This window comes from Flavobacterium maritimum (assembly GCF_040049085.1).
Lineage (GTDB): Bacteria > Bacteroidota > Bacteroidia > Flavobacteriales > Flavobacteriaceae > Flavobacterium > Flavobacterium maritimum.
The window spans coordinates 789,093-809,949 of record NZ_JBDLZY010000001.1 but is presented as its reverse complement, the minus strand read 5'-3'; the positions used below and the strand labels follow the sequence as shown (position 1 = coordinate 809,949).

General features: G+C 34.2%; 25 protein-coding genes. 19 read left to right on the top strand and 6 right to left on the bottom strand.

Annotated features, from left to right (window positions below):
- Nucleotides 1–24: 24 nt before the first annotated feature.
- From ABEB23_RS03665 to ABEB23_RS03615, 11 genes are all read left to right on the top strand, one after another.
- Nucleotides 25–1,974 carry a PAS domain-containing hybrid sensor histidine kinase/response regulator gene (locus ABEB23_RS03665; RefSeq protein ID WP_438861664.1) on the top strand — a complete coding sequence of 650 codons (1,950 nt, stop codon included), beginning with the start codon at nucleotides 25–27 and terminating at the stop codon, nucleotides 1,972–1,974.
- Between the two features lie 2 nt (nucleotides 1,975–1,976).
- Nucleotides 1,977–2,411 (top strand): response regulator, encoded by a 435-nt coding sequence (locus tag ABEB23_RS03660; RefSeq protein WP_348811019.1) that lies wholly within the window; start codon nucleotides 1,977–1,979, stop codon nucleotides 2,409–2,411.
- Between the two features lie 217 nt (nucleotides 2,412–2,628).
- Entirely contained in the window at nucleotides 2,629–2,823 is a 195-nt protein-coding gene (locus ABEB23_RS03655; protein WP_348811018.1) for a hypothetical protein, read from the top strand.
- Nucleotides 2,824–2,932: 109 nt separating this feature from the next.
- Nucleotides 2,933–3,325: a low affinity iron permease family protein gene (locus tag ABEB23_RS03650; protein WP_348811017.1), complete on the top strand. Its 393-nt coding sequence runs from the start codon at nucleotides 2,933–2,935 to the stop codon at nucleotides 3,323–3,325.
- A 95-nt stretch (nucleotides 3,326–3,420) separates the two neighbouring features.
- Nucleotides 3,421–3,606, top strand: coding sequence for a CsbD family protein (locus tag ABEB23_RS03645; RefSeq protein ID WP_348811016.1), 186 nt, complete (start codon nucleotides 3,421–3,423; stop codon nucleotides 3,604–3,606).
- A 147-nt stretch (nucleotides 3,607–3,753) separates the two neighbouring features.
- Nucleotides 3,754–3,906: a lmo0937 family membrane protein gene (locus ABEB23_RS03640; RefSeq protein WP_348811015.1), complete on the top strand. Its 153-nt coding sequence runs from the start codon at nucleotides 3,754–3,756 to the stop codon at nucleotides 3,904–3,906.
- A gap of 31 nt (nucleotides 3,907–3,937) precedes the next feature.
- Nucleotides 3,938–4,138: a YtxH domain-containing protein gene (locus ABEB23_RS03635; RefSeq protein ID WP_348811014.1), complete on the top strand. Its 201-nt coding sequence runs from the start codon at nucleotides 3,938–3,940 to the stop codon at nucleotides 4,136–4,138.
- Between the two features lie 282 nt (nucleotides 4,139–4,420).
- A complete protein-coding gene (locus ABEB23_RS03630; protein ID WP_348811013.1) occupies nucleotides 4,421–4,894 on the top strand; it encodes a nuclear transport factor 2 family protein in 474 nt (157 codons plus the stop codon).
- 473 nt (nucleotides 4,895–5,367) lie between these two features.
- Complete coding sequence (gene pflB / locus ABEB23_RS03625; RefSeq protein WP_348811012.1) at nucleotides 5,368–7,602, top strand: formate C-acetyltransferase; 2,235 nt, start codon at nucleotides 5,368–5,370, stop codon at nucleotides 7,600–7,602.
- Nucleotides 7,603–7,736: 134 nt separating this feature from the next.
- Nucleotides 7,737–8,519: a pyruvate formate-lyase-activating protein gene (pflA, locus tag ABEB23_RS03620; protein ID WP_348811011.1), complete on the top strand. Its 783-nt coding sequence runs from the start codon at nucleotides 7,737–7,739 to the stop codon at nucleotides 8,517–8,519.
- A 59-nt stretch (nucleotides 8,520–8,578) separates the two neighbouring features.
- Nucleotides 8,579–9,763: an L-lactate MFS transporter gene (locus ABEB23_RS03615; RefSeq protein ID WP_348811010.1), complete on the top strand. Its 1,185-nt coding sequence runs from the start codon at nucleotides 8,579–8,581 to the stop codon at nucleotides 9,761–9,763.
- Between the two features lie 162 nt (nucleotides 9,764–9,925).
- On the opposite strand, the gene ABEB23_RS03610 is transcribed toward ABEB23_RS03615, so the two are convergent.
- From ABEB23_RS03610 to ABEB23_RS03600, 3 genes are all read right to left on the bottom strand, one after another.
- A complete protein-coding gene (locus ABEB23_RS03610) occupies nucleotides 9,926–10,333 on the bottom strand; it encodes a c-type cytochrome (protein WP_348811009.1) in 408 nt (135 codons plus the stop codon).
- A gap of 329 nt (nucleotides 10,334–10,662) precedes the next feature.
- The gene (locus tag ABEB23_RS03605) at nucleotides 10,663–12,243 is read right to left on the bottom strand and encodes an NADP-dependent glyceraldehyde-3-phosphate dehydrogenase (RefSeq protein WP_348811008.1); all 1,581 of its coding nucleotides are present in this window, start codon (nucleotides 12,241–12,243) and stop codon (nucleotides 10,663–10,665) included.
- Nucleotides 12,244–12,284: 41 nt separating this feature from the next.
- Nucleotides 12,285–12,599, bottom strand: coding sequence for a rhodanese-like domain-containing protein (locus ABEB23_RS03600; RefSeq protein ID WP_348811007.1), 315 nt, complete (start codon nucleotides 12,597–12,599; stop codon nucleotides 12,285–12,287).
- 294 nt (nucleotides 12,600–12,893) lie between these two features.
- Between ABEB23_RS03600 and ABEB23_RS03595 the strand changes: the two genes are divergently transcribed.
- Nucleotides 12,894–13,520 carry a Crp/Fnr family transcriptional regulator gene (locus tag ABEB23_RS03595; protein WP_348811006.1) on the top strand — a complete coding sequence of 209 codons (627 nt, stop codon included), beginning with the start codon at nucleotides 12,894–12,896 and terminating at the stop codon, nucleotides 13,518–13,520.
- A gap of 74 nt (nucleotides 13,521–13,594) precedes the next feature.
- A complete protein-coding gene (locus ABEB23_RS03590) occupies nucleotides 13,595–14,380 on the top strand; it encodes a sulfite exporter TauE/SafE family protein (protein ID WP_348811005.1) in 786 nt (261 codons plus the stop codon).
- A 53-nt stretch (nucleotides 14,381–14,433) separates the two neighbouring features.
- Here ABEB23_RS03590 and cydB read toward each other — a convergent pair whose 3' ends face one another.
- On the bottom strand, nucleotides 14,434–15,510 hold the full coding sequence (gene cydB / locus ABEB23_RS03585) for a cytochrome d ubiquinol oxidase subunit II (protein ID WP_348811004.1): 1,077 nt from the start codon (nucleotides 15,508–15,510) through the stop codon (nucleotides 14,434–14,436).
- Between the two features lie 3 nt (nucleotides 15,511–15,513).
- The gene (locus tag ABEB23_RS03580; RefSeq protein WP_348811003.1) at nucleotides 15,514–16,845 is read right to left on the bottom strand and encodes a cytochrome ubiquinol oxidase subunit I; all 1,332 of its coding nucleotides are present in this window, start codon (nucleotides 16,843–16,845) and stop codon (nucleotides 15,514–15,516) included.
- Nucleotides 16,846–17,068: 223 nt separating this feature from the next.
- Between ABEB23_RS03580 and ABEB23_RS03575 the strand changes: the two genes are divergently transcribed.
- From ABEB23_RS03575 to trxA, 6 genes are read left to right on the top strand one after another with little or no spacing between them, the layout of a single operon-like run.
- Nucleotides 17,069–18,484 (top strand): MBL fold metallo-hydrolase, encoded by a 1,416-nt coding sequence (locus ABEB23_RS03575; RefSeq protein ID WP_348811002.1) that lies wholly within the window; start codon nucleotides 17,069–17,071, stop codon nucleotides 18,482–18,484.
- A gap of 27 nt (nucleotides 18,485–18,511) precedes the next feature.
- Entirely contained in the window at nucleotides 18,512–18,715 is a 204-nt protein-coding gene (locus ABEB23_RS03570) for a YgaP family membrane protein (protein WP_348811001.1), read from the top strand.
- Between the two features lies 1 nt (nucleotide 18,716).
- Complete coding sequence (locus ABEB23_RS03565; RefSeq protein WP_348811000.1) at nucleotides 18,717–19,025, top strand: DUF202 domain-containing protein; 309 nt, start codon at nucleotides 18,717–18,719, stop codon at nucleotides 19,023–19,025.
- On the top strand, nucleotides 19,015–19,851 hold the full coding sequence (locus tag ABEB23_RS03560; protein WP_348810999.1) for a methyltransferase domain-containing protein: 837 nt from the start codon (nucleotides 19,015–19,017) through the stop codon (nucleotides 19,849–19,851). Before ABEB23_RS03565 ends, ABEB23_RS03560 begins: the two co-directional genes overlap by 11 nt.
- 6 nt (nucleotides 19,852–19,857) lie before the next feature.
- Nucleotides 19,858–20,070 (top strand): hypothetical protein, encoded by a 213-nt coding sequence (locus tag ABEB23_RS03555; RefSeq protein WP_348810998.1) that lies wholly within the window; start codon nucleotides 19,858–19,860, stop codon nucleotides 20,068–20,070.
- The gene (gene trxA, locus ABEB23_RS03550) at nucleotides 20,057–20,359 is read left to right on the top strand and encodes a thioredoxin (RefSeq protein ID WP_348810997.1); all 303 of its coding nucleotides are present in this window, start codon (nucleotides 20,057–20,059) and stop codon (nucleotides 20,357–20,359) included. The genes ABEB23_RS03555 and trxA overlap by 14 nt, the downstream gene beginning before the upstream one ends.
- A gap of 83 nt (nucleotides 20,360–20,442) precedes the next feature.
- On the opposite strand, the gene ytxJ is transcribed toward trxA, so the two are convergent.
- A complete protein-coding gene (ytxJ, locus tag ABEB23_RS03545; RefSeq protein WP_348810996.1) occupies nucleotides 20,443–20,835 on the bottom strand; it encodes a bacillithiol system redox-active protein YtxJ in 393 nt (130 codons plus the stop codon).
- Between the last annotated feature and the right edge of the window lie 22 nt (nucleotides 20,836–20,857).

Genomic DNA, 20,857 nt, shown 5'->3' with positions numbered 1-20,857 from the left:
CTAATTGAGGCAAGCCTTGACCCATTGGTTACAATCAATACCGAAGGGAAGATTACCGATATGAATGAAGCATTAATGAATATAACCGGAATGACACGGGAAGAACTTACTGATTCCGACTTCTTCGATTATTTTACCGAAAAACAAAAGGCACGCGAAGTTTATCAGGAAGTTTTTGAAAAGGGTTCTGTTGCTGATTCGCCTCTTACACTACGACACAAAGAAGGCAAACTAACCGACGTATTGTTCAACGGCTCTGTTTATAAGGATGACAGCGGAAACGTTCTTGGTGTTGTTATTGTTGCCAGAGATGTTACAGATCAAAAAAGAATCGCCACTGAATTGATTGAAGCCAGAATTTTTGCTGAATTAGCAACAGAGATTGCTGAAGAAGCTAAAATAAATGCTGAAAACGCCACAATTATTGCTGAAAACGCCGTGAAAGCCAAGCAACAATTTTTGTCCAATATGAGCCATGAAATTCGTACCCCGATGAATGCAATTATCGGATTTACAAAAGTGGTATTAAAAACAGATTTGACCGCTAAACAAAAAGAATATCTAAACGCAATTAAAATGAGTGGCGATGCATTAATTGTCCTGATTAACGACATACTCGATTTGGCAAAAGTAGATGCGGGGAAAATGACATTTGAGAAAACACCTTTCAAAATGAAATCTTCCATAACAGCAATGCTTCATTTATTTGAAACAAAAATTCAGGAAAAAAATTTAAGATTGGTTACAGAATATGACAGTAATATTCCTGAAGTCCTTGTGGGTGACCCGGTTCGTTTACACCAAATTATATTAAATCTGGTCAGCAATGCCGTAAAGTTTACAACAAAAGGAAAAATTACAGTAAGTGTTGATTTATTACATGAAGAGGAAGACAAAGTTATTATCCAATTCTCCGTAACAGATACAGGAATTGGTATATCTAAAGAAAAAATAGGCAAAATATTTGAAAATTTTCAACAGGCATCCAGTGGAACTTCGAGATTGTATGGCGGAACAGGATTAGGTCTAGCCATTGTAAAACAATTAGTAGAATCACAAGGTGGTAGCATTCGTGTAAAAAGCATTGTTGATGAGGGATCCATATTTAGTTTTACACTGAGCTTTCAAAAAACAAATTCGGAAGCGGAATTAGAAAATGAGATAGTCGAATTGGATACCGAAATAAAAAACATAAAAGTATTGGTGGTCGAGGATATTCCGCTCAATCAATTACTTATGAAAACATTATTGGATGAATTTGGATTTGCAAGAGATATTGCTGAAAATGGTAAAATCGCAATCGAAAAACTAAAAACCAATGATTACGATATCATTCTAATGGACTTACAAATGCCCGAAATGAATGGATTTGAAGCTACAGAATACATTCGCGAGACCATGAATTCAAAAATTCCTATTATCGCTTTAACTGCTGATGTTACAACAGTTGATTTAGCCAAATGCAAAGCGGTTGGAATGAATGATTACATTGCAAAACCAGTTGACGAAAGACTATTGTACAGTAAAATTATCGGAATATTAAAAAAGCCAAAACTTGAAAAAACTAGCACAAGTCTTGCTAAAAATCAGGAATGTAAAAATATAACAGAGAAAAAAATAAAATGCATTGACTTGGTTTATTTAAATCAAAAGACCAAATCAAACCCAAAACTGATGATGGAGATGATATCGCTGTATTTATCCCAAACACCTCCTTTAATCAATACTATTAAGCAAAGTTTAGAAGATAAAAATTGGCAATTGTTAGGCGCTGCAGCTCATAAAATGATTCCCTCTTTTTCAATAATGGGGATTGGTGCTAATTTTGAAAATTTGGCAAAAAAAATTCAAGAATTTGCAGTAGTTCAAGAACATACAGAAAAAATCAATGATTTAGTAGTGCAACTCGAAGAGATTTGTCTACAGGCCTGCAGTGAATTAGAAGAAGAACTCAGTGTAATTAAAAATACTTAATTGTGAAAAACGAAAATAAAATAAAAATTTTTCTGGTCGACGATGATGTGCTATTTTTAAAATCTTTAGAAATTGAATTCATTCATCATACAGATTTTATAGTTGAAACTTTTCCAACAGGGGAACTTTGTATTGCTAATTTATCAAAAAAACCCGATGTAATTATTCTTGATTACCATCTTGATGGCATCGATAAAAATGCTATGAACGGTATTGAAACTTTGGATAAAATCAAAGAATTCGATCCGGATATTCCTGTTGTCATGTTATCATCACAAGATAAAATTGATGTTGCGATAAGCTGCATGCACCACAAAGCATTTGATTATGTGGTAAAAAGTGAAACTGCTTTTTTACGTCTCCAAAAAAACATTACTGCCTATTTTCACTTCGAAAGAATCGAAAAAGAATTGAATTGGTATATGGCCAGGATGTAGGCGACTTTATTTTTCTTCATTTTTAAAGTGTGAATGATATAACTTTTATTGACAATTGTGTAACACTTTTGAAGTCTAATCAAAATACATTTGGACTATCATTATAACATTTACAAAATGTTTTAAATAATGGGTTCAATGTGTTTGATCTCTAAATTAATTAGACTTCAAAAGCAAAAAATAAATTTTACAATTCAACACTTTAAAAATAAAAATCATGAATATTAAAAGACTTTTTGGCGCGCTACTTACTGTCCTCGGAATTGGCGGCCTGATTTACACAGCAATCCTATTTGCAAATGCATCAACTGAAATTAGGGATATAAAACCTTTGATCACTTATGGTCTGCTAGGTATTATTTTCTTCATGTCCGGCATCAGTCTCGTTCGTACAACAAAAGACGAATCCTAATTTAACGTTACCGACAGTACCAAAAAACTGTAATCCCATTGTTTTAAATAATTAGTTAAAACAAGCTATTACATTTATAATTTAAAAATTAAACCCAAAAAGATACTTCATGAATAAGATATACAGTCATATGGAACATGTTTTTGAAAAACTGACTTCAACCGCCACAACCATACTGGGTAATTCTATAACATTTGTTTTTGCACTATGTTTGGTAATCGCATGGTGGATCAATAATTTATTTACTACCAGGGATGTTCATCAAATTATTGGAGATATCATTTTTGGAATTACTTTTTTAAGTCTATTTATTATTCAAAAATCATTTAACCGATTTTCGGGTTCGTTACATTTGAAGGTAAATGAACTGGTATCTTCCCATGAAACGGCCAGTAATGCAGTTATGAATGCCGAAATAAAATCAGAGCGCGAAATAACAGAGCTTTCTAAAGAATACAGCGAATTAGCCGAAAAAATAGAAGAATTAGTTGAGAAACTATAGCTTATTATTTTTTCTAAAAACAATAATAGAAATTATAAAACCTATCTGATATCTAATGTGTTATCAAACATTTTTACTACCTAAATAAAATACAAATGAATACTAAAGAGCCAGAAGGAAATTGGGAAGAGCAAAAAGTAAAATTAAAACAAAAGTTTACTGCTTTAACTGAAAATGATTTGCTTTTTTCAGAAGGTAAGAAAGAGGAAATGATTGGAAAACTTCAAATCAAGTTAGGAAAAAACAGAGAGGAATTACTTAAAATTATTGAAGCTCTTTAAAGGATTAAATTTTACCAAATTATATGATATACAACAATCGCGATTAGATTGATTACATGCTTAAGGGCCTCAGATAATTTTAAGTTTAACAAATAATTTGTTTTAGCTTCAATTCATAAATAGAAACAACTATTAAAAAAAGAAATCATGAGCAATTTACTTTATACACTAGCCGTAATTTTAGTCCTCTTTTGGGCTATTGGATTCTTTGCCTATAGCGCAGGATCAATTATTCACATTCTACTTATCATCGCTGTTATTGCGGTACTATTAAGACTTATCCAAGGAAAAAAGATTTAAAAACAAAATTGAAACAATTAAAAAAATAATTATGAGAACAGATAAAATAGTATTAGGAGTAATAGGTGGTATTGCCGCGGGTGCACTACTAGGTGTATTGTTCGCTCCGGAAAAAGGAAAAGAAACCAGAAGAAAAATTTTAAGCAAAAGCAATGATTTTGCAGAGGAATTAAAGGACAAGTACGATACTTTATTAGAGAGCATTACACATAATGTAAAGAAATTAGGGTAGAGACCATAATTTGATTCCTAAGCTCCTTTCTTTGATTTTGAGAAAGCTTAATAATAAAAAAATATACAATTTATAAATTACAAAGAGGATAGACACTTAAAAGGCTATCCTCTTTTTGTTTACAATTTAAAGTCAATAATAAATCTAATTCAATTACTAAAGACCAATCACCACCACTATTTTTAAAATTAAAGATAAATCCTATATGATTTTTCGACATTCCTTTTTAAAACATACTTTTGAATATAAAATTGATTATTTTTACTTTTCACTTTATGAAATATGAACGCAAACGAAAACACACTTATTAAATTCTATACAGCATTTAACAACTCTGATACTGCTACAATGTGCGAATGTTATGCGCCTACTGTCAAATTTCGTGATCCTGCCTTTGGTACTTTAAAGGGAAATAAAGTCTGTCAAATGTGGAAAATGCTAATTGAAAATAGTAAAGGAAATATCAAAGTCCAATTCTCTGACGTAAAAGCAGATGATTTCGTTGGTTCATTAACATGGACAGCGACATATAATTTCAGTAAAACCAACAGACCTGTAGTAAATGTTATTCACTCCCACTTTCACTTTAAAGATGGTTTAATCATAAAACACGTCGATGATTTTGACATTTGGAAATGGTCAAAACAAGCTTTAGGACTCAAAGGCTTTTTATTTGGATGGACTGGTTTTTTTCAGAATAAAATTCAGGAAAAAGCACTTTTGTCATTGAAGAAATACCAAGACAAAAAAAAATAAAGAATTTTCTTTCAACTATATCGATTGAAATTTTATCAAAAATTAAACAAATCAGTAGATACCCCCTGATTAATTACTTATTACTACCTTGAAAAGGTATTTTCTTCAACCGTTACCCCTTCAAAATTTAAGCCTTAAATAGAAATAAACTATATCATCATCATTTTTATGAATGACTATTTCTTGTCATCCAAGCATTTTTTTCATACTAAAAACATGTTTTTGTAGTTTTTTTACTTCAAATTACACTTTTACCAACTAACAAAACAACAATTTTAACATCAAAAAAAACATAAAAACAAAAATAAAACGGCAAAACAGATCATAAAAACACCATAAATTCATAAAAAACCAAACATCATAGAAAAGTGTTTTTCGACCCAATTTCTTACTTCAAAAATTGTTAAATTTGAGTGTAGATCAATCTTTAAAAGAGCATTTACATCAAGTATCTAATTAAAATTAAGAATATTATGAAAAATATGACTGAAACGATTCAGTTTAAAACTGGAGAATGGAATGACACTATTAATGTATATGATTTTGTATTAAAAAATATCTTCCCTTATGAAGGAGATGCCAGCTTTTTAGTTGGTCCATCCAAAAAAACCGCTGATTTATGGGACGAATGTAAAAAAGCATTATTAGAAGAGCGCAAAAACAATGGCTGCTTAGCTATTGACACTGATATAATTTCAAATATTACTTCATTTGGACCTGGATACATTAACAAACAGAATGAAGTTATTGTTGGATTACAAACTGATGCTATCTTAAAAAGAGCTATGAAGCCCTACGGAGGTATTAAATTAGTTGAATCTGCTGTAGCCGAAAAAGGATTAAAAGTTTCTGATCGTGTGACAGACATTTTTAACTACGCTAAAGACCACAATCAGGCTGTTTTTAATGCTTATGACAGTGAGATACGAAACTATCGCTCTAAACACGTTTTAACAGGTTTACCGGATAATTATGCCAGAGGAAGAATCATTGGCGATTACAGACGAGTAGCGCTTTACGGAATAGACAGACTTATTGTTGCCAAAAAAGCGGATTTCGCCAATACAAAAGGCGAAATGACTGATCATAAAGTACGCCTACGCGAAGAAATATCTGATCAGATCAAAGCCTTACAAGACATGAAAATCATGGCACAAAGTTATGGTATCAATATTTCAGGTCCTGCAAAAAATGCTCTTGAAGCTGTTCAATTCACTTATCTAGCCTATTTAAGCGCAGTTAAAGAACAAGACGGTGCTGCAATGTCTCTGGGTAATGTATCATCCTTTTTAGACATTTATATTGAAAATGATTTACAATCCGGCCTTATCAATGAAGAAGAAGCCCAAGAGTTTATTGACCAGTTTGTCATGAAGCTAAGATTAGTGCGTCACCTCCGCCCTGGTGCTTACGATGAAATTTTTGGTGGAGATCCAACTTGGGTAACCGAAGCTATTGGCGGACAATTAAGTGACGGAAGAACCAAAGTAACCAAAACTTCTTTTAGATTTTTACAGACATTGTATAATTTAGGAGCTTCTCCGGAACCCAATTTAACCATTTTATGGTCAAAAAATTTACCGCAGGGATTTAAAGATTTCTGCACACAAGTATCTATTGATACTTCATCTCTTCAATACGAGAATGATGACTTAATGCGAACCAACCGAGGTTCTGATGATTATGGAATCGCCTGTTGTGTTTCTTACCAACAAATAGGAAAAACCATTCAGCATTTTGGAGCACGCGCCAATTTACCTAAAGCTTTATTAATGGCTTTAAATGGAGGCCGCGAAGAACAAAAAGGCGCATTAGTCATCAACAATATACCTGAAATGAATGATGCTGTTTTAGACTATGACAAAGTTATGGAGGCGTTTAAAACAACTTTATCTGAAGTGGCACGTGTTTATGCCAAGTCTATGTACATCATCCATTACATGCATGACAAATACTATTATGAAAGAGCACAAATGGCTTTGATTGATAGTGATCCAAATATTGATATTGCATATGGCGCTGCGGGAATTTCAATTATCGCCGACTCTCTTTCAGCAATTAAATATGCAAAAGTATCTCCAATCAGAAATGAAGACGGATTAACGGTTGACTTCAAAATAGAAGGTGATTTTCCTCAGTTTGGTAATGACGACAATCGTGTAGACGATATTGCAATCGAAATCACAAATATTTTTATTACCGAATTAAGAAAACATGTCGCTTATAAAAATGCTACTCCTACCCTTTCTTTACTGACCATTACTTCTAATGTAATGTACGGAACAAATACAGGAGCAACACCGGACGGACGTAAAGCAGGCGAATCTTTTGCTCCAGGCGCCAATCCAATGCATGGTAGAGACGTGAATGGAGCTATTGCTTCTTTAAATTCGGTCAGTAAATTGAAATACAACGACGCCCAAGATGGTATATCTTACACTTTCACCATGGTCCCAAAATCACTAGGATCAAGTAAAAAAGAACAGATTGCGAATCTAACAACTACTCTGGATGCCTATTTCGGACGTAATGCACATCATTTGAATGTAAACATCCTGAACCGCGAAACATTGGTTGATGCTTACAATCATCCTGAAAATTACCCGCAGTTAACTATTCGAGTATCCGGATACGCCGTTAATTTTGTTAGATTATCCAAAGCACATCAATTAGAAGTAATTAGCAGAACATTCCATGAAAACATGTAATTCCATAGCAATTCATTTTTTAATTCATTTAAATTAACAATAACAGCCTGTCCAGAATAAATTTTAACCCTTTTTATTCTATACGACAGGCTGTTTTTTATACCTGAAACAAGTAAAATTGTTTATCATTTACTATGTACTTTCCACAGCAAACCAATCAAGACGAGTTATTAAACAATTCTGATACTGATTTTCTACGTATTCACTCTCTAGAGACTTTTGGCACTCATGATGGTCCGGGAATACGAATGGTCGTTTTTGTCCAAGGATGCCAATTCAGATGTTTGTACTGTCAAAATCCAGATACTCTCGACATCAATGGTGGAAAACTGGTTCCTGTTGACGAACTAATCGAAAAAGCTTTAAGTCAAAAATCATATTTTGGAGCGACTGGTGGCGTAACGGTTTCTGGAGGAGAACCTTTGCTACAGCGAGCCAAATTAATTCCGTTTTTTGACCGTTTACACGAACACGGTATCTCAACTTGTCTGGACTCAAACGGACGTGTGTTAGACGACCAAACCAAATCCCTTTTAGAAAGAACAGATATACTGCTGTTAGACGTGAAACACATCAACAAAGAGTGGCATAAAAAACTAACTGGCCTAAAAAACGGAACTACTTTAAAAATTGCCGAATACAGGGAAAGCACAGGGAAACCAATGTGGCTGCGCTACGTTTTAGTTCCCGGCTGGACTGACCAGGAAGAGTACTTACACGAATGGGGACAACATTTTGCTGATTACAAAACGATTGAAAGAGTAGAAATTATTCCATTTCACCAATTGGGCAAACATAAATGGGAACTTTTGGAATTAGAATATGCCTTCGCAGAAATATCTCCGCCAACCACGGAAGAAATTGATAAAGCTGCAGGTATTTTCAAACGCTATTTCAATACTGTCGTAGTTAAGTGATTTTACTTTATCATTCATTCGAATACTCTCTATTTTACTAAAACAAAAAACTAGAAATTATGTCTAAAAATAAATACCTGATGGCTGCCGCTGGCATGACTATTCAATTGTCTATTGGTTCCGTCTACGCATACAGCATTTGGGTTGACCCCATAAAAAACGCTCTTGGTTGGGATGTCAGCCTATTAAAAAATGCTTTCATGTTGGCCATTTGCTTTTTAGGTCTTTCTGCAGCTTTTCTTGGCAAAATCGTTGAAAAAATTGGCCCTAAAAAAGCAGGTATCCTAGCCGCCTTATTCTATGGATTGGGATTAATTGGTGCCGGGTTTTCTGTTCATTTAGAAAGCATCATAGGTTTTTATTTGTTCTACGGTGTTATAAGCGGCATTGGCTTGGGGCTAGGTTATGTAACTCCTGTTGGAACTGTTCTCAAATGGTTTCCGGAAAAACCTGGTTTTGCATCCGGTTTAATTATTATGTCTTTTGCCTTTGGCTCCATAATTGCCTCCCAGATTATCACTCCTTTGACACAAAATTTTGGCGTCGCAAATGCCTTTTATATTCTGGGTGCAGTTTATTTTGTTTGTATGCTGCTATCCGGATTATATCTTGAATCTCCAATAAATAATGTAACCGCAAAAATAAATATTGAAACAAACAATATCCCAAAAAAGAACGCTATTTTTCAACAAAGTACTTTTTACAGTCTTTGGCTACTCCTTTTTTTAAATACCGTTTGTGGTATTGCGATTATCTCAAAGGCAGCCATCTTAGGGAAAGAATTTGCAAATCTAGAAAGCTCACAAGTGATTTTATTTGTGGGACTAATTGGGTTGTTTAATGGTTTAGGCCGTTTGTTTTGGTCTTCCATCTCTGATAAAATGGGAAGATGGAAAACATTTATGACCTTTTTAAGCATTGAATTTGTCTGTTTTATAGCCTTGGCATTTACGACAAATGCCTTTCTTTTTCAAATATTAGTCTTTATAATTATAAGCTGTTACGGAGGTGCATTTGCTACAATTCCTGCATTCATAAGAGATATTTTCGGATCCGATCAAGTAGGAACTGTATTGGGTTACGTTTTAACAGCCTGGGCTGCTGCAGGAATTGCCGGTCCCATTTTGATAACACTTTCAAACAATTCAACTATCTTTTTAGTTTTTTCAGGAATTATCAGTGCGGCACTATTCGTTGGCTTGAGTCTAAAACGTAAAATCAGTGTTCAGTTAGCCACTTCATAAATCTAATTTTCTGCTGAAAAAGGGTAAAAAGCCAATCGGTCCTATGGCTTAAATCCCAAAAATGAGTCCATAAAAAAACTCCGATTCTTGGTTAATGAATACGGAGTTTTTTACTTTGGTTATGGTTAGTGGAAAAATATGAATGAAACAACTTTTACAAAGTTATTTTGTGTTTGCTCCTAATACCCTGATATAATTGACCAGTTTCCATCTTTGGTCATCTGTCAACAATTCTTCATAGGATGCCATCGGTGATTTTCCGTTAGTTATTTTCCAAAAAATCTCCCCATCCGTTTCGTTAACTACCTTCAATTCCAAGAAATTTGCAGGTTTTGTTTCCAGGGTCAATCCGGCTGCACCGTTACCTTTTCCCTGTTCTCCATGACATAAAACACACATTTGATCGAAGATTTTCTTACCATCAACAGCGGCCTTTTCATTACCCATAAATGGATTTTTTAAATTTTTTGAATGATCCGGAGCCACCCAAATACTGTTTTGAGCATTGATTTTATTACTCCCTATGGCTATCAATGCTATTACTACTAAAAACAAATATTTATTTTTCATTGCATTAAAGATTTAGTTTTGTCCTCCAAAGTTATCTGATTAAATAAAATCAGATAATGATAATTATCATTTATTCCTGAAAAAATTATATTATATTTAAAAAAAAGACTTTAAATTATAAAAAATGCATTTATAAAATTCGCAACCTATTCTAATCTACATAACAATCTGATTTTCAATAGTAAATTTAATAAAAAAGCAATTGGAAATAACTCTAAAGCAAATATATTTTGAAAATAAAAACGGACAAATTACTGATTATCAAAAAATAAAAAAGCCGTCTCATTTCCTAAAAATGAGACGGCCGGTTATTTATTTGTTTAAACTAACTACAAAATGTAATCGGTATTAATGAAATTCGATTCTTTGCTATTCAATAATTCTTGCAAAATAGCATTGTTATATTCATTGTCTTTTGAAGCTACAAAAGTTCTGATTGAGAACGAACGTAAGGCATCGTGAATACTCAAAGTTCCCACAGCAGAGTCTTTGCGTCCCGTAAATGGGAAAACGTCTGGTCCTCTTTGACAAGAACTGTTTAAATTCACTCTACAAACAAGATTCACCAAGGTATCAATTAGTGGTGCAATGGTTTTGATGTCTTTCCCAAACAAACTTACTTGCTGTCCGTAATTTGATTCAGCCATATCATTTAATGGTTCCTGGATATCTTTGAAAGTCAAAACTGGTACAACAGGCCCAAATTGCTCTTCGTGATATACACGCATTTCTTTGCTTATTGGAAACAAAATAGCCGGGAAAATAAAATTATCGGTAAGCTCTCCTCCTTTTGCATTAATTACTTTTGCTCCTTTACTGGTTGCATCATCAATTAATTCCTGGATATAAGCAGGTTTTTCTTTTTCTGGTAATGGTGTTAACATTACTCCTTTTTCCCATGGATTTCCGTAAGCCAATGCATCTACTTTTGCTGCAAATCGTTTGTTGAATTCCTGAGCGATAGATTCGTGTACATATAAAATCTTTAAAGCTGTACAACGTTGACCGTTGAATGATAAAGATCCCACGATACATTCTTGGATAGCCAAATCCAAATCGGCATCCGGTAAAATTATCGCTGGATTTTTAGCTTCTAATCCTAATACTAAACGCAATCTGTTTTTATTTGGATGTTGGTCTTGTAAAGCAATAGCTGATTTACTGTTTCCAATCAAAGCCAAAATATCTACTTTTCCGGACTTCATTATAGGCGAAGCAATTTCACGTCCTCTACCATAAACGATATTGATAACCCCTTTTGGAAAACTGCTTCTAAATGCTTCTAACAAAGGTGAAATCAATAAAACTCCGTGTTTCGCAGGTTTAAAAATCACAGGATTCCCCATAATTAAAGCAGGGATAAGCAGGGTAAATGTTTCATTCAAAGGATAGTTGTAAGGTCCTAGACACAATACAACACCTAGAGGTCCTCTTCGAACCATCGCATTTATCCCTTGAACTTTAGAAAAATGGGCACTACGAGCATTTAATTCTTTTAAACTTTCGATAGTATCATAAATATATTCTACCGTTCTGTCAAATTCTTTTTCAGAATCACCTAATGATTTTCCGATTTCCCACATCAAAAGTTTTACTACTTCAGTACGGGTCGCTTTCATTTGAGAAACAAAATTCTCCATACATTTGATACGATCCACCACTTTCATCGTAGGCCATAAACCTTGACCATTGTTATATGCAGATGTAGCCGCCTCGACAACTTCCATAGCTTCCGCTTCTCCCATAAACGGGATAGAACCTAATAAGGTAGGCTCATATTTTTCTGTTGAAGAAATGGTCGAAAATACCGGTGTCGTCTGTCCTGTCCATTTTTTTAATTCACCATTTACTAAATAAGTATCTTGAGTAAGTAAGTCGCTAATTTGGTATTCTTGAGGTATTGTATTCATTTTAATCTGATGTGTTTTATTTAATATAATTTAGAAAAGGACTATTCCGGAGCAACAACTTCTCCGTCCCAATCTAAAATTCCGCCTATTAAGTTATAGGCATTTTCGAATCCTAACTCATTCATGATTTCGCACGCTTTTGCACTTCTGGCTCCTGAGCGGCAATACACATAATAGTTTTTATTTTTATCCAATGATTCCAGCTCCTCTATAAAACCTTGTCCTTTGTGGATATCTATATTAATAGCGCTAAATATAATTCCATCATTATATTCGTCTTCAGTTCTCACATCAAGTATGACCGCATTATCATCAGCCTCATATTGAGAAATCCAATCTTCTTGTGATAAATTCATGTTCTTTTTTTTGTAAAAATACGATGTTTTTGACTAACAATAAACCGTCAATTTGTTAATTAGATAATATTTCCAAGAAAACGTTTTCGCATAAACGTAATAAGCAGTAAATTGCGAATTAGTTAAATAAATCGCAAAATAAATTAACAAAAATCAACCCTTATAGAGTTATTTTGTTTTTAATATAAGTTTTATGCTAATTTTATCACTAAAAAAATCAATCCCAATTTTGATTTTTTTACCGTACTTTTACGGTGTATAATTCAAATCAAATTCTTTTTAAAGAATACAGCTATGCGCGACCAGATAAAAAAAACATTCCCTTCTTTTTCGAATGAATTAATTGCTGATATCGAAGAAAATGACTCCGTTCAATCATTTGAAACTGGTACTACAATAATGCGAACCGGTCAATATATAAAAAACACAGTCCTGGTTATCAAAGGCAAAATCAAAGTATATCGCGAGGGTGAAGATGGTGGTGAATTTTTCATGTATTATTTACAGCCAGGTCAGGCTTGCGCTATTTCTATGGTATGCGCTACCAAAAACGAAAAAAGTCAGGTCATGGCAAAAGTGGTTGAAGATGTCGAATTGATAATGGTTCCTTTAGCCCTAATGGACAAATGGATGATGAAACATCGCAGTTGGTACGAATTTGTAATCTACACTTATAGAAGCCGATTTGAAGAGGTGCTCGAAGTAATAGACAGCATTGCTTTTAGGGCTATGGACGAACGCCTTGAATTTTACTTAAAACGCCACAGAGATGCTTGTGGATGCAATGATTTAAAATTGTCCCACCAGGAAATTGCATCTGAATTAAATACCTCAAGAGAAGTTATTTCCCGTTTATTAAAAAAAATGGAGCAACGCCACTTATTAAAATTACACCGTAATCATATTGAGTTAATAAAATAAAACTCTCTCAGTGTGATAAATGTTACTGTGTTTCGAAATTTTACGCCTGACCTTTGTCACCAAATTTTTAACAAATGGAATACTTAGGTTATTTTGCTTCAATTATAATAGGGCTTTCACTTGGCTTGATCGGCGGCGGCGGATCCATTTTAACGATTCCTATTTTGGTTTATTTATTCAAAATAGAACCTGAATTAGCAACAAGTTATTCTTTATTTATTGTAGGTATTACTGCTCTCTTTGGATGTTTCCGACATTATAAAATGGGAAATCTTCAAATCAAATCCGCACTTTATTTTGCGGTTCCTTCCGTTTTTTCTATTCTGATTATCCGAGAAGTTATTTTTCCAAAAATTGCAGCAACACTTTTCTCTATTGCTTCTTATCAGGTTTCAAAAAACTTCCTGATTATGGTCGTTTTTTCTATACTCATGATCGCATCGGCCATTTCTATGATAAGTAAAACCAGTACGAAAATAAAAACAACTAAAGTAAACTACACACAACTTGGAATTATAGGGTTTGTCGTAGGAATTGTAACTGGTTTTCTGGGTGCTGGGGGTGGATTCCTTATCATTCCGGCCTTATTGTTTTTTGCTAATTTACCAATGAAACAAGCTGTAGGTACATCATTACTGATCATTTTTATTAACTCAAGTATTGGTTTTGGCGGTGATTTATACATTGGTACCCAAATCGATTATCCCTTTTTATTGACCATTACCTGTTTCGCGTTTTTAGGAATGATAATTGGAACCAGACTTTCCAAAAATATTGACGGAAGCAAGCTCAAACCGATCTTTGGCTGGTTTGTACTGGTAATGGGTATTTATATTATTACGAAAGAAATTTTCTTTTAATAAAAAAAAAGTATTCCGATTTGGAATACTTTTTTTTCTGTTAAAAATAATCGTCAGTGCTCCCCGTATCCAACATCATCCATTTTACCGCTAAAAACCTTATACTGAATCACAAAGTAGACAATAACTAAAAACAGAGCGATAAAAAACCAGCTCATTCCTGCAGACAAACCATATTCACCAGTTGCAGTATTGTAAATAGTTAATGATGGATTTACCTTGTTCGTTGAAGGCAGTACATTCGGAAAAATAGAAGCTGTGGTTGATGCAAATCCTCCAACGAGAAACATACTGGAAAACAAAAACCCAAGACCGTCTTTTTTAAATGTTCTTACTTTAAACAAGCCAAAAATACCTATAAACGAAAGCAACGGAAATACCCAAAGCAAAGGGTTTTCATTAAAATTATGAAAAGGTTCCGGCTCTATTCTATTCCAAATCAATAAGGAAATAATTACCAATCCTAGTAACACAAAATTGAGTTTAAAAACCACCTCTTTTAATTTAGCATTCAAAGAAGAATTGGTTTTATATATAATCCAATTGGCCCCATGAATTGTCAGCGTAACGGTACTGACTACCCCTAAGAACAGTGTGAACCAATCGATAATTCCCAATTGATCTGCTTGCGGGCTAAAAGTCGGATTCCATAAAGGCAAAAAGAAATAATGGCCTTCCTGAGTTGAAACACCATTTTGAACCATCCCAAGATTTACACCCCGAACCACATTCCCCAAAGCCACTCCAAAAAACAAGGCCAATAACAAACTGGCTATCCCAAAAGCTTTATCCCATATAACTTCCCACATCGGATGATGAATTTGACCTCGCATTTCTAAACCGATGGCCCTAAAAATCAGCAACCATAAAATCATCATTAAAGGCAGATAAAATCCACTGAAAGAAGAAGCATACAAAGTAGGAAATGCAAAAAACAAAACGCCGCCTGCAGCAATAATCCATACTTCATTGGCATCCCAAAAAGGACCTATAGCACTCGTTATCGCTTTCTTATCTTTCTCCGTTTTCGCAAAAAACAAATGAACGATTCCTGCTCCAAAATCATAGCCATCCAATACAATGTAAACAGCCAAAATCCCCATTAAAACTACATACCAAAAGAATTCCATAATTTATATATTTTCTGTTTGAGGTCCTTTATTTATAATTTTACCCACTAAGAGTAAAAACAACATTCCTAATAAGAGATACAATCCTATGAATCCGAGGAGGGTAAATAAAGTATTCCCGGATGAAACCGTAGGTGAAGCTCCTTCTGTGGTGCGTAACAAGTTATAAACCAACCAAGGCTGTCTTCCTAATTCAGCGGTATACCATCCCGTTGTGTTTGCGATATATGGAAAAGGAAGCATAAAAAGCAGGGACCATAAAATCCATTTGGTTTCAAACAATTTTCTTCTGATCAACTGAAAAACAGCTAAGCCCATTAATCCGATGAAAACGGTTCCCAGTCCAACCATGATATGATACGCATAGTACAGTCCTGAAATATTTGTTGGATGATTTTCTTCTTTAAATTGATCTAAGCCTTTGATTTCCTGATGCCAATTACCGTAGGTCAAAAAACTTAAAATATTGGGAACAGCAATTTTATTATCTAATTTTTTATCTTTTACATCTGGCTGACCAATTAAAACAATTTCCGAACCTTCTTTTTCAGTATGAAAAATACCTTCCATAGCCGCAAAGGTTACGGGCTGGTGTTTCACCACATTCTTGGCTAGCAAATCACCGGTAGGAACGGCTACAATTAAACTGGAAACCAATCCGAAAATGACTCCCGTCTTAACAAACAATTTTCCAAAATCCACATTCTTTTTCCCAAGAATATAAAAAGCTCCAATACCTGCTACAACAAATGAACTGGTTACCATAGAGGCGGCCTGATTATGCAAATAGGAGGGCCACAACCATGGATTGGTGAATAAGGCAGAGAAATTATTCAATACAAATTTACCATTAGCCAAAATTTCATAACCTACGGGGTATTGCATCCAGGAATGCGTTGCAATGATTAAAAAACCACTCGCCCAAGAACCAATAAAAATCAGTAATCCGGTAACAAAATGCCATTTATGCCCAAGTAATTTTTCGCCATATAAAAACAAGCCTAAAAAGGAAGACTCCAAAAAGAAAGAAAACATTCCTTCCATGGCTAAGGTTTGCCCAATAATCCCTCCTGTTAATTCTGAAAACTTAGCCCAATTGGTTCCAAACTGAAACTCCATTGGAATTCCTGTTACCACACCCATCGCAAAATTAAGCGCAAAAATTTTCATCCAAAACTTGGTTGCCTGATTGTACTGCTCATTTTGAGTACGCAAAAACTTCCATTTAAAATAAACAATAATCAAGGAGAGCCCCATGGTCAGCTGAGGAAAGAGGTAGTGAAAAGTAATCGTAAATGCGAATTGCATTCTATCGTAAAAAAGCATTTCTTCCATATAGAGAGTTTTATCAGAGGTTCTGCAAATTTACCCATTACAAGTAACATTTCTTTGACAAAAAGAACATAGTTATCCATGCTTTGTTAATAATTTAAACAAAAACAGCCTGATTTCTACTAGTCATTTTTTATGATAATATTAAAATTTTGTGTAACATTAGTCACGCTTTATTTCAAAAAACAGAATTACCTTTGTATTCTAAAATTGAAATTTCAACATCATGCAAATAGAGCAAATATACACGGGTTGTTTAGCACAGGGCGCTTACTACATCACTTCAAATGGTGAAGCTGTAATAATTGACCCGCTTCGGGAAATACAACCCTATTTAGATCGGTTAGAAAGGGACAATGTAAAATTGAAATATATTTTTGAAACCCATTTTCATGCAGATTTTGTTTCTGGTCATATTGATTTGAGTAAAAACACAGGAGCTCCAATTGTTTACGGACCAACAGCCAAACCAGAATTTGAAGCCATCGTTGCTTCTGACAACCAAATATTTGAAGTTGGAAACATCAAAATCAAAGCGTTGCACACTCCAGGACATACCATGGAAAGCACTACGTATTTATTGATTGATGAAAACGGGAAAGATTATGCTATTTTCTCTGGTGACACTTTATTCATCGGCGACGTTGGAAGACCAGATTTAGCGCAAAAAGCGGCTTCAATGACCAAGGAACAATTAGCGGCCACTTTATACCATTCGCTAAGAACAAAAATAATGACGCTGGCTGATGATGTTATTGTGTATCCTGCTCATGGTGCAGGAAGTGCTTGTGGTAAAAATATGAGTAAAGAGACCGTATCTACCATTGGTAACCAAAAAGCAACTAATTATGCATTGAGAGCCAACATGACCGAAGCCGAATTTGTGACCGAAGTGACCGAAGGTTTGTTACCTCCGCCTGCTTATTTCGGAATGAATGTAGCCATGAATAAAAAAGGATACCAAAGTTTTGAAACCGTTTTAAATAACGGAATGAAAGCTATTGAGGTTAAAGATTTTGAAAAAGTAGCCGATGAAACCGGAGCCTTACTTTTGGACACCAGAAACAATACTGATTTTGCCAAAGGATTTATTCCACAATCCATAAACATAGGGATAAACGGTGATTTTGCCCCATGGGTTGGCGCTTTAATTGCCGATGTTAATCAGCCAATAATCTTAATTACCGAAACAGGTCGTGAAGAAGAAACAGTGACCCGCTTGAGTCGCGTTGGTTTTGATAATTTAATTGGTCATTTAAAAGGTGGTTTTGAAGCTTGGACTAAAGCGGGCGAAGAAATTGATACCGTAAAAAGGATTTCTGCAGAGCAATTTGCTAATGAAGTAAAAATTGGCGAAAGCGAAATAATAGATATCCGCAAAGAAAGTGAATATTGCGCTGAACACATTGAGGACGCCTATAACAAGCCTTTAGCTTATATTAATGATTGGATAAAAGACATCAATCCCGAAAAACATTTTTACCTGCATTGTGCAGGCGGTTATCGCAGTATGATTGCAGCATCTATTTTAGAAGCACGTGGGTTTAGAAATTTTACCGAAATCGAAGGTGGATTTTCTGCTATTGCAAAAACAAAAATACCGACAACCGATTTCGTATGCCAAAGTAAAGTTTTGAAGTAATTTATTAATAACCTAATATCAATACGCATGAAAAAAAATGTAGGTCCAGCAGACAGAGTTATCCGGATAGCCATTGCAGCTATTGTAGCGGTATTGTATCTAAGCAACGCCATTAGCGGTACACTTGCACTGATTTTAGGAGCTTTTGCAATTATCCTATTGATAACCAGTTTCGTAAATTTTTGTCCTTTGTATTGGCCTTTTGGAATAAGTACAAGGAAACCAAAATAGAATGAAAAACGAAGAGACTATAAATAAAGACTTAATCCTCAGGGAACGATTAGCCTTGCAAAGAACAATATTAGCCAATCAATCTACTTTTTTGGCTTTTCTTAGAACGGCCATGTATTTTTTGGTAGCAGGTCTAAGTATTCGAAATTTATTAAAAATAGAGAACAGTTTCTTTATTGAGGTAGCGTTCTATTTTGTTTCTTTTATCATATTCGGGTTTGGAACAGCTAATTATTTCAGACATAAAAAAATGATACTTGAAAACGAAAAACACATTGGCAATTATAAAATGGAGTACTATGGAAAATGAAAAATGCTGTGTTGTTTCCTGCGAGAAACCTTTAGACAAAGAATATTGGGACGCACAATACAAATCTAACACAACAGGTTGGGACTTAGGAAAAATATCTCCTCCCATCAAGACTTATATCGACACATTAAAGAATAAAAATATTCGGATTTTAATTCCCGGATGCGGCAATTCCTATGAAGCTGAATACCTTATTGAACAAGGTTTTACAGATATTACCGTTATTGATATTGCGCCGTCATTGGTAGCAAATATTAAGCAGAAATTTGAGAACAACATCAACATTCATATTGTCTTAGGTGATTTTTTTGAGCATCAGGGAAGCTATGATTTGATTATTGAGCAGACATTTTTCTGTGCTTTGCCTCCAACGATGCGTCAAAAATATGTTTGGAAAATGCATCAGCTTTTAGCCGATAATGGAAAATTAGCTGGCCTTTTGTTTAATCGGACTTTTGAAGTGGGGCCTCCTTTTGGCGGTAACAAAGAAGAGTATTTTTCGTTATTCAAAGACGCTTTCGATATTGAAAAAATGGATATCAGTGAAAATTCTGCAGCTCCACGAGCCAATTCCGAATTGTTTATTGAATTAAAAAAGAATGCACAGTTTAGGGTAAACCTTTATGAATTTGAAGGAATTACTTGTAGCGGTTGTATGAACAGTGTATCCGATGCGCTTTCTAAAATAAAAGGAGTCCTTAATGTCAATATGAGCAGTGATTTTGCTGAAGTGCTTATTGTTAGTACCGGAGAAATCCATTTAGAAGAATTACAAAAAGTAATTTCCTATGATGAAAAATATAAAATAAAGAAAATCAATAATTAGAAAAAAATGAAAGAGTTATTGTTTCAAAACTGGCATTTCATGCGTTGGATCCGTTTAGCATTTGCCCTGTTTTTATTTGCACAGGCATTTATATTAAAAGAATGGATGTTTATCGCTTTTGGATTATTTTTCTTTATTCAAGTGGTTTTTAATTTAGGTTGCGGTCCCAATGGTTGCGCAATTCCAAACATAAAAAATAAAAAAGATGAGCAACTTTAATCAAATCATCCAATCAGAAACACCTGTTTTAGTCGATTTTTTTGCGACTTGGTGTGGTCCTTGCCAAACGTTGGCTCCCATTCTGAAACAAGTAAAAGACAGTTTAGGCGACCGTGTGTCGATTATAAAAATTGATGTCGATAAAAACCAACAAATCGCATCACAATATCAAGTTCGTGGCGTTCCTACCATGATTCTCTTTCAAAACGGAAAACAATTGTGGAGACAATCCGGCGTTCTTTCCAAAGAGGATTTAATCAGGACTATTTTAGAAAAAAGCAACAAATAAACTTTAAAATCTATCTCATAAAAAAATCCATAAATAGAAATTTATGGATTTTTTTTATGTTAAAATTCAGGCTTTAAACAGCACTATTTCAATATTTTTTTCAACTCCTCAGCATCAATATCACTGTGAGAAGCATCGTAAATTGATTTTCCCTCTTTAATCAAGACCAATTGTGGAGACTGATGAATCACTTGAAATCGATTGGCTATTTCATTGGAAACATCACGATTCGAAATCAAATCCAGAAAATAAGTATCAACCTCATCTGCTAAATCAAACTCATTTTCAAATTGTTTTAAAGCCATTCGACTTACGCTACAACGTGTACTGTGTTTAAAAATAACAACCGGTTTTTCGCCTGAAACAGCTACAATTTCATTCAATTGACCTAAATCAGTCAAATCAATCCAATTGATTTTCCCAGTCACTTTCTTGTTCTCTTCTGAATTCCCAAAAATGGAATTAAATATACTCATTTTGTCTTATTTTATGTCTTTT

What these genes read in the sequence shown, in the direction of transcription:
- ABEB23_RS03565 (WP_348811000.1), top strand. Translation starts at nt 18,717, where the DNA reads ATGAAAAACGAAGAGACTATAAATAAAGACTTAATCCTCAGGGAACGA.
- ABEB23_RS03580 (WP_348811003.1), bottom strand. Translation starts at nt 16,845, where the DNA reads ATGGAAGAAATGCTTTTTTACGATAGAATGCAATTCGCATTTACGATT.
- trxA (WP_348810997.1), top strand. Translation starts at nt 20,057, where the DNA reads ATGAGCAACTTTAATCAAATCATCCAATCAGAAACACCTGTTTTAGTC.
- ABEB23_RS03575 (WP_348811002.1), top strand. Translation starts at nt 17,069, where the DNA reads ATGCAAATAGAGCAAATATACACGGGTTGTTTAGCACAGGGCGCTTAC.
- ABEB23_RS03635 (WP_348811014.1), top strand. Translation starts at nt 3,938, where the DNA reads ATGAGAACAGATAAAATAGTATTAGGAGTAATAGGTGGTATTGCCGCG.
- ABEB23_RS03595 (WP_348811006.1), top strand. Translation starts at nt 12,894, where the DNA reads ATGCGCGACCAGATAAAAAAAACATTCCCTTCTTTTTCGAATGAATTA.
- ABEB23_RS03615 (WP_348811010.1), top strand. Translation starts at nt 8,579, where the DNA reads ATGTCTAAAAATAAATACCTGATGGCTGCCGCTGGCATGACTATTCAA.
- ABEB23_RS03650 (WP_348811017.1), top strand. Translation starts at nt 2,933, where the DNA reads ATGAATAAGATATACAGTCATATGGAACATGTTTTTGAAAAACTGACT.
- ABEB23_RS03655 (WP_348811018.1), top strand. Translation starts at nt 2,629, where the DNA reads ATGAATATTAAAAGACTTTTTGGCGCGCTACTTACTGTCCTCGGAATT.
- ABEB23_RS03630 (WP_348811013.1), top strand. Translation starts at nt 4,421, where the DNA reads ATGAACGCAAACGAAAACACACTTATTAAATTCTATACAGCATTTAAC.
- ABEB23_RS03590 (WP_348811005.1), top strand. Translation starts at nt 13,595, where the DNA reads ATGGAATACTTAGGTTATTTTGCTTCAATTATAATAGGGCTTTCACTT.
- ABEB23_RS03560 (WP_348810999.1), top strand. Translation starts at nt 19,015, where the DNA reads ATGGAAAATGAAAAATGCTGTGTTGTTTCCTGCGAGAAACCTTTAGAC.
- ytxJ (WP_348810996.1), bottom strand. Translation starts at nt 20,835, where the DNA reads ATGAGTATATTTAATTCCATTTTTGGGAATTCAGAAGAGAACAAGAAA.
- ABEB23_RS03570 (WP_348811001.1), top strand. Translation starts at nt 18,512, where the DNA reads ATGAAAAAAAATGTAGGTCCAGCAGACAGAGTTATCCGGATAGCCATT.
- ABEB23_RS03600 (WP_348811007.1), bottom strand. Translation starts at nt 12,599, where the DNA reads ATGAATTTATCACAAGAAGATTGGATTTCTCAATATGAGGCTGATGAT.
- ABEB23_RS03640 (WP_348811015.1), top strand. Translation starts at nt 3,754, where the DNA reads ATGAGCAATTTACTTTATACACTAGCCGTAATTTTAGTCCTCTTTTGG.
- pflB (WP_348811012.1), top strand. Translation starts at nt 5,368, where the DNA reads ATGAAAAATATGACTGAAACGATTCAGTTTAAAACTGGAGAATGGAAT.
- ABEB23_RS03555 (WP_348810998.1), top strand. Translation starts at nt 19,858, where the DNA reads ATGAAAGAGTTATTGTTTCAAAACTGGCATTTCATGCGTTGGATCCGT.
- ABEB23_RS03610 (WP_348811009.1), bottom strand. Translation starts at nt 10,333, where the DNA reads ATGAAAAATAAATATTTGTTTTTAGTAGTAATAGCATTGATAGCCATA.
- cydB (WP_348811004.1), bottom strand. Translation starts at nt 15,510, where the DNA reads ATGGAATTCTTTTGGTATGTAGTTTTAATGGGGATTTTGGCTGTTTAC.
- ABEB23_RS03645 (WP_348811016.1), top strand. Translation starts at nt 3,421, where the DNA reads ATGAATACTAAAGAGCCAGAAGGAAATTGGGAAGAGCAAAAAGTAAAA.
- ABEB23_RS03605 (WP_348811008.1), bottom strand. Translation starts at nt 12,243, where the DNA reads ATGAATACAATACCTCAAGAATACCAAATTAGCGACTTACTTACTCAA.
- pflA (WP_348811011.1), top strand. Translation starts at nt 7,737, where the DNA reads ATGTACTTTCCACAGCAAACCAATCAAGACGAGTTATTAAACAATTCT.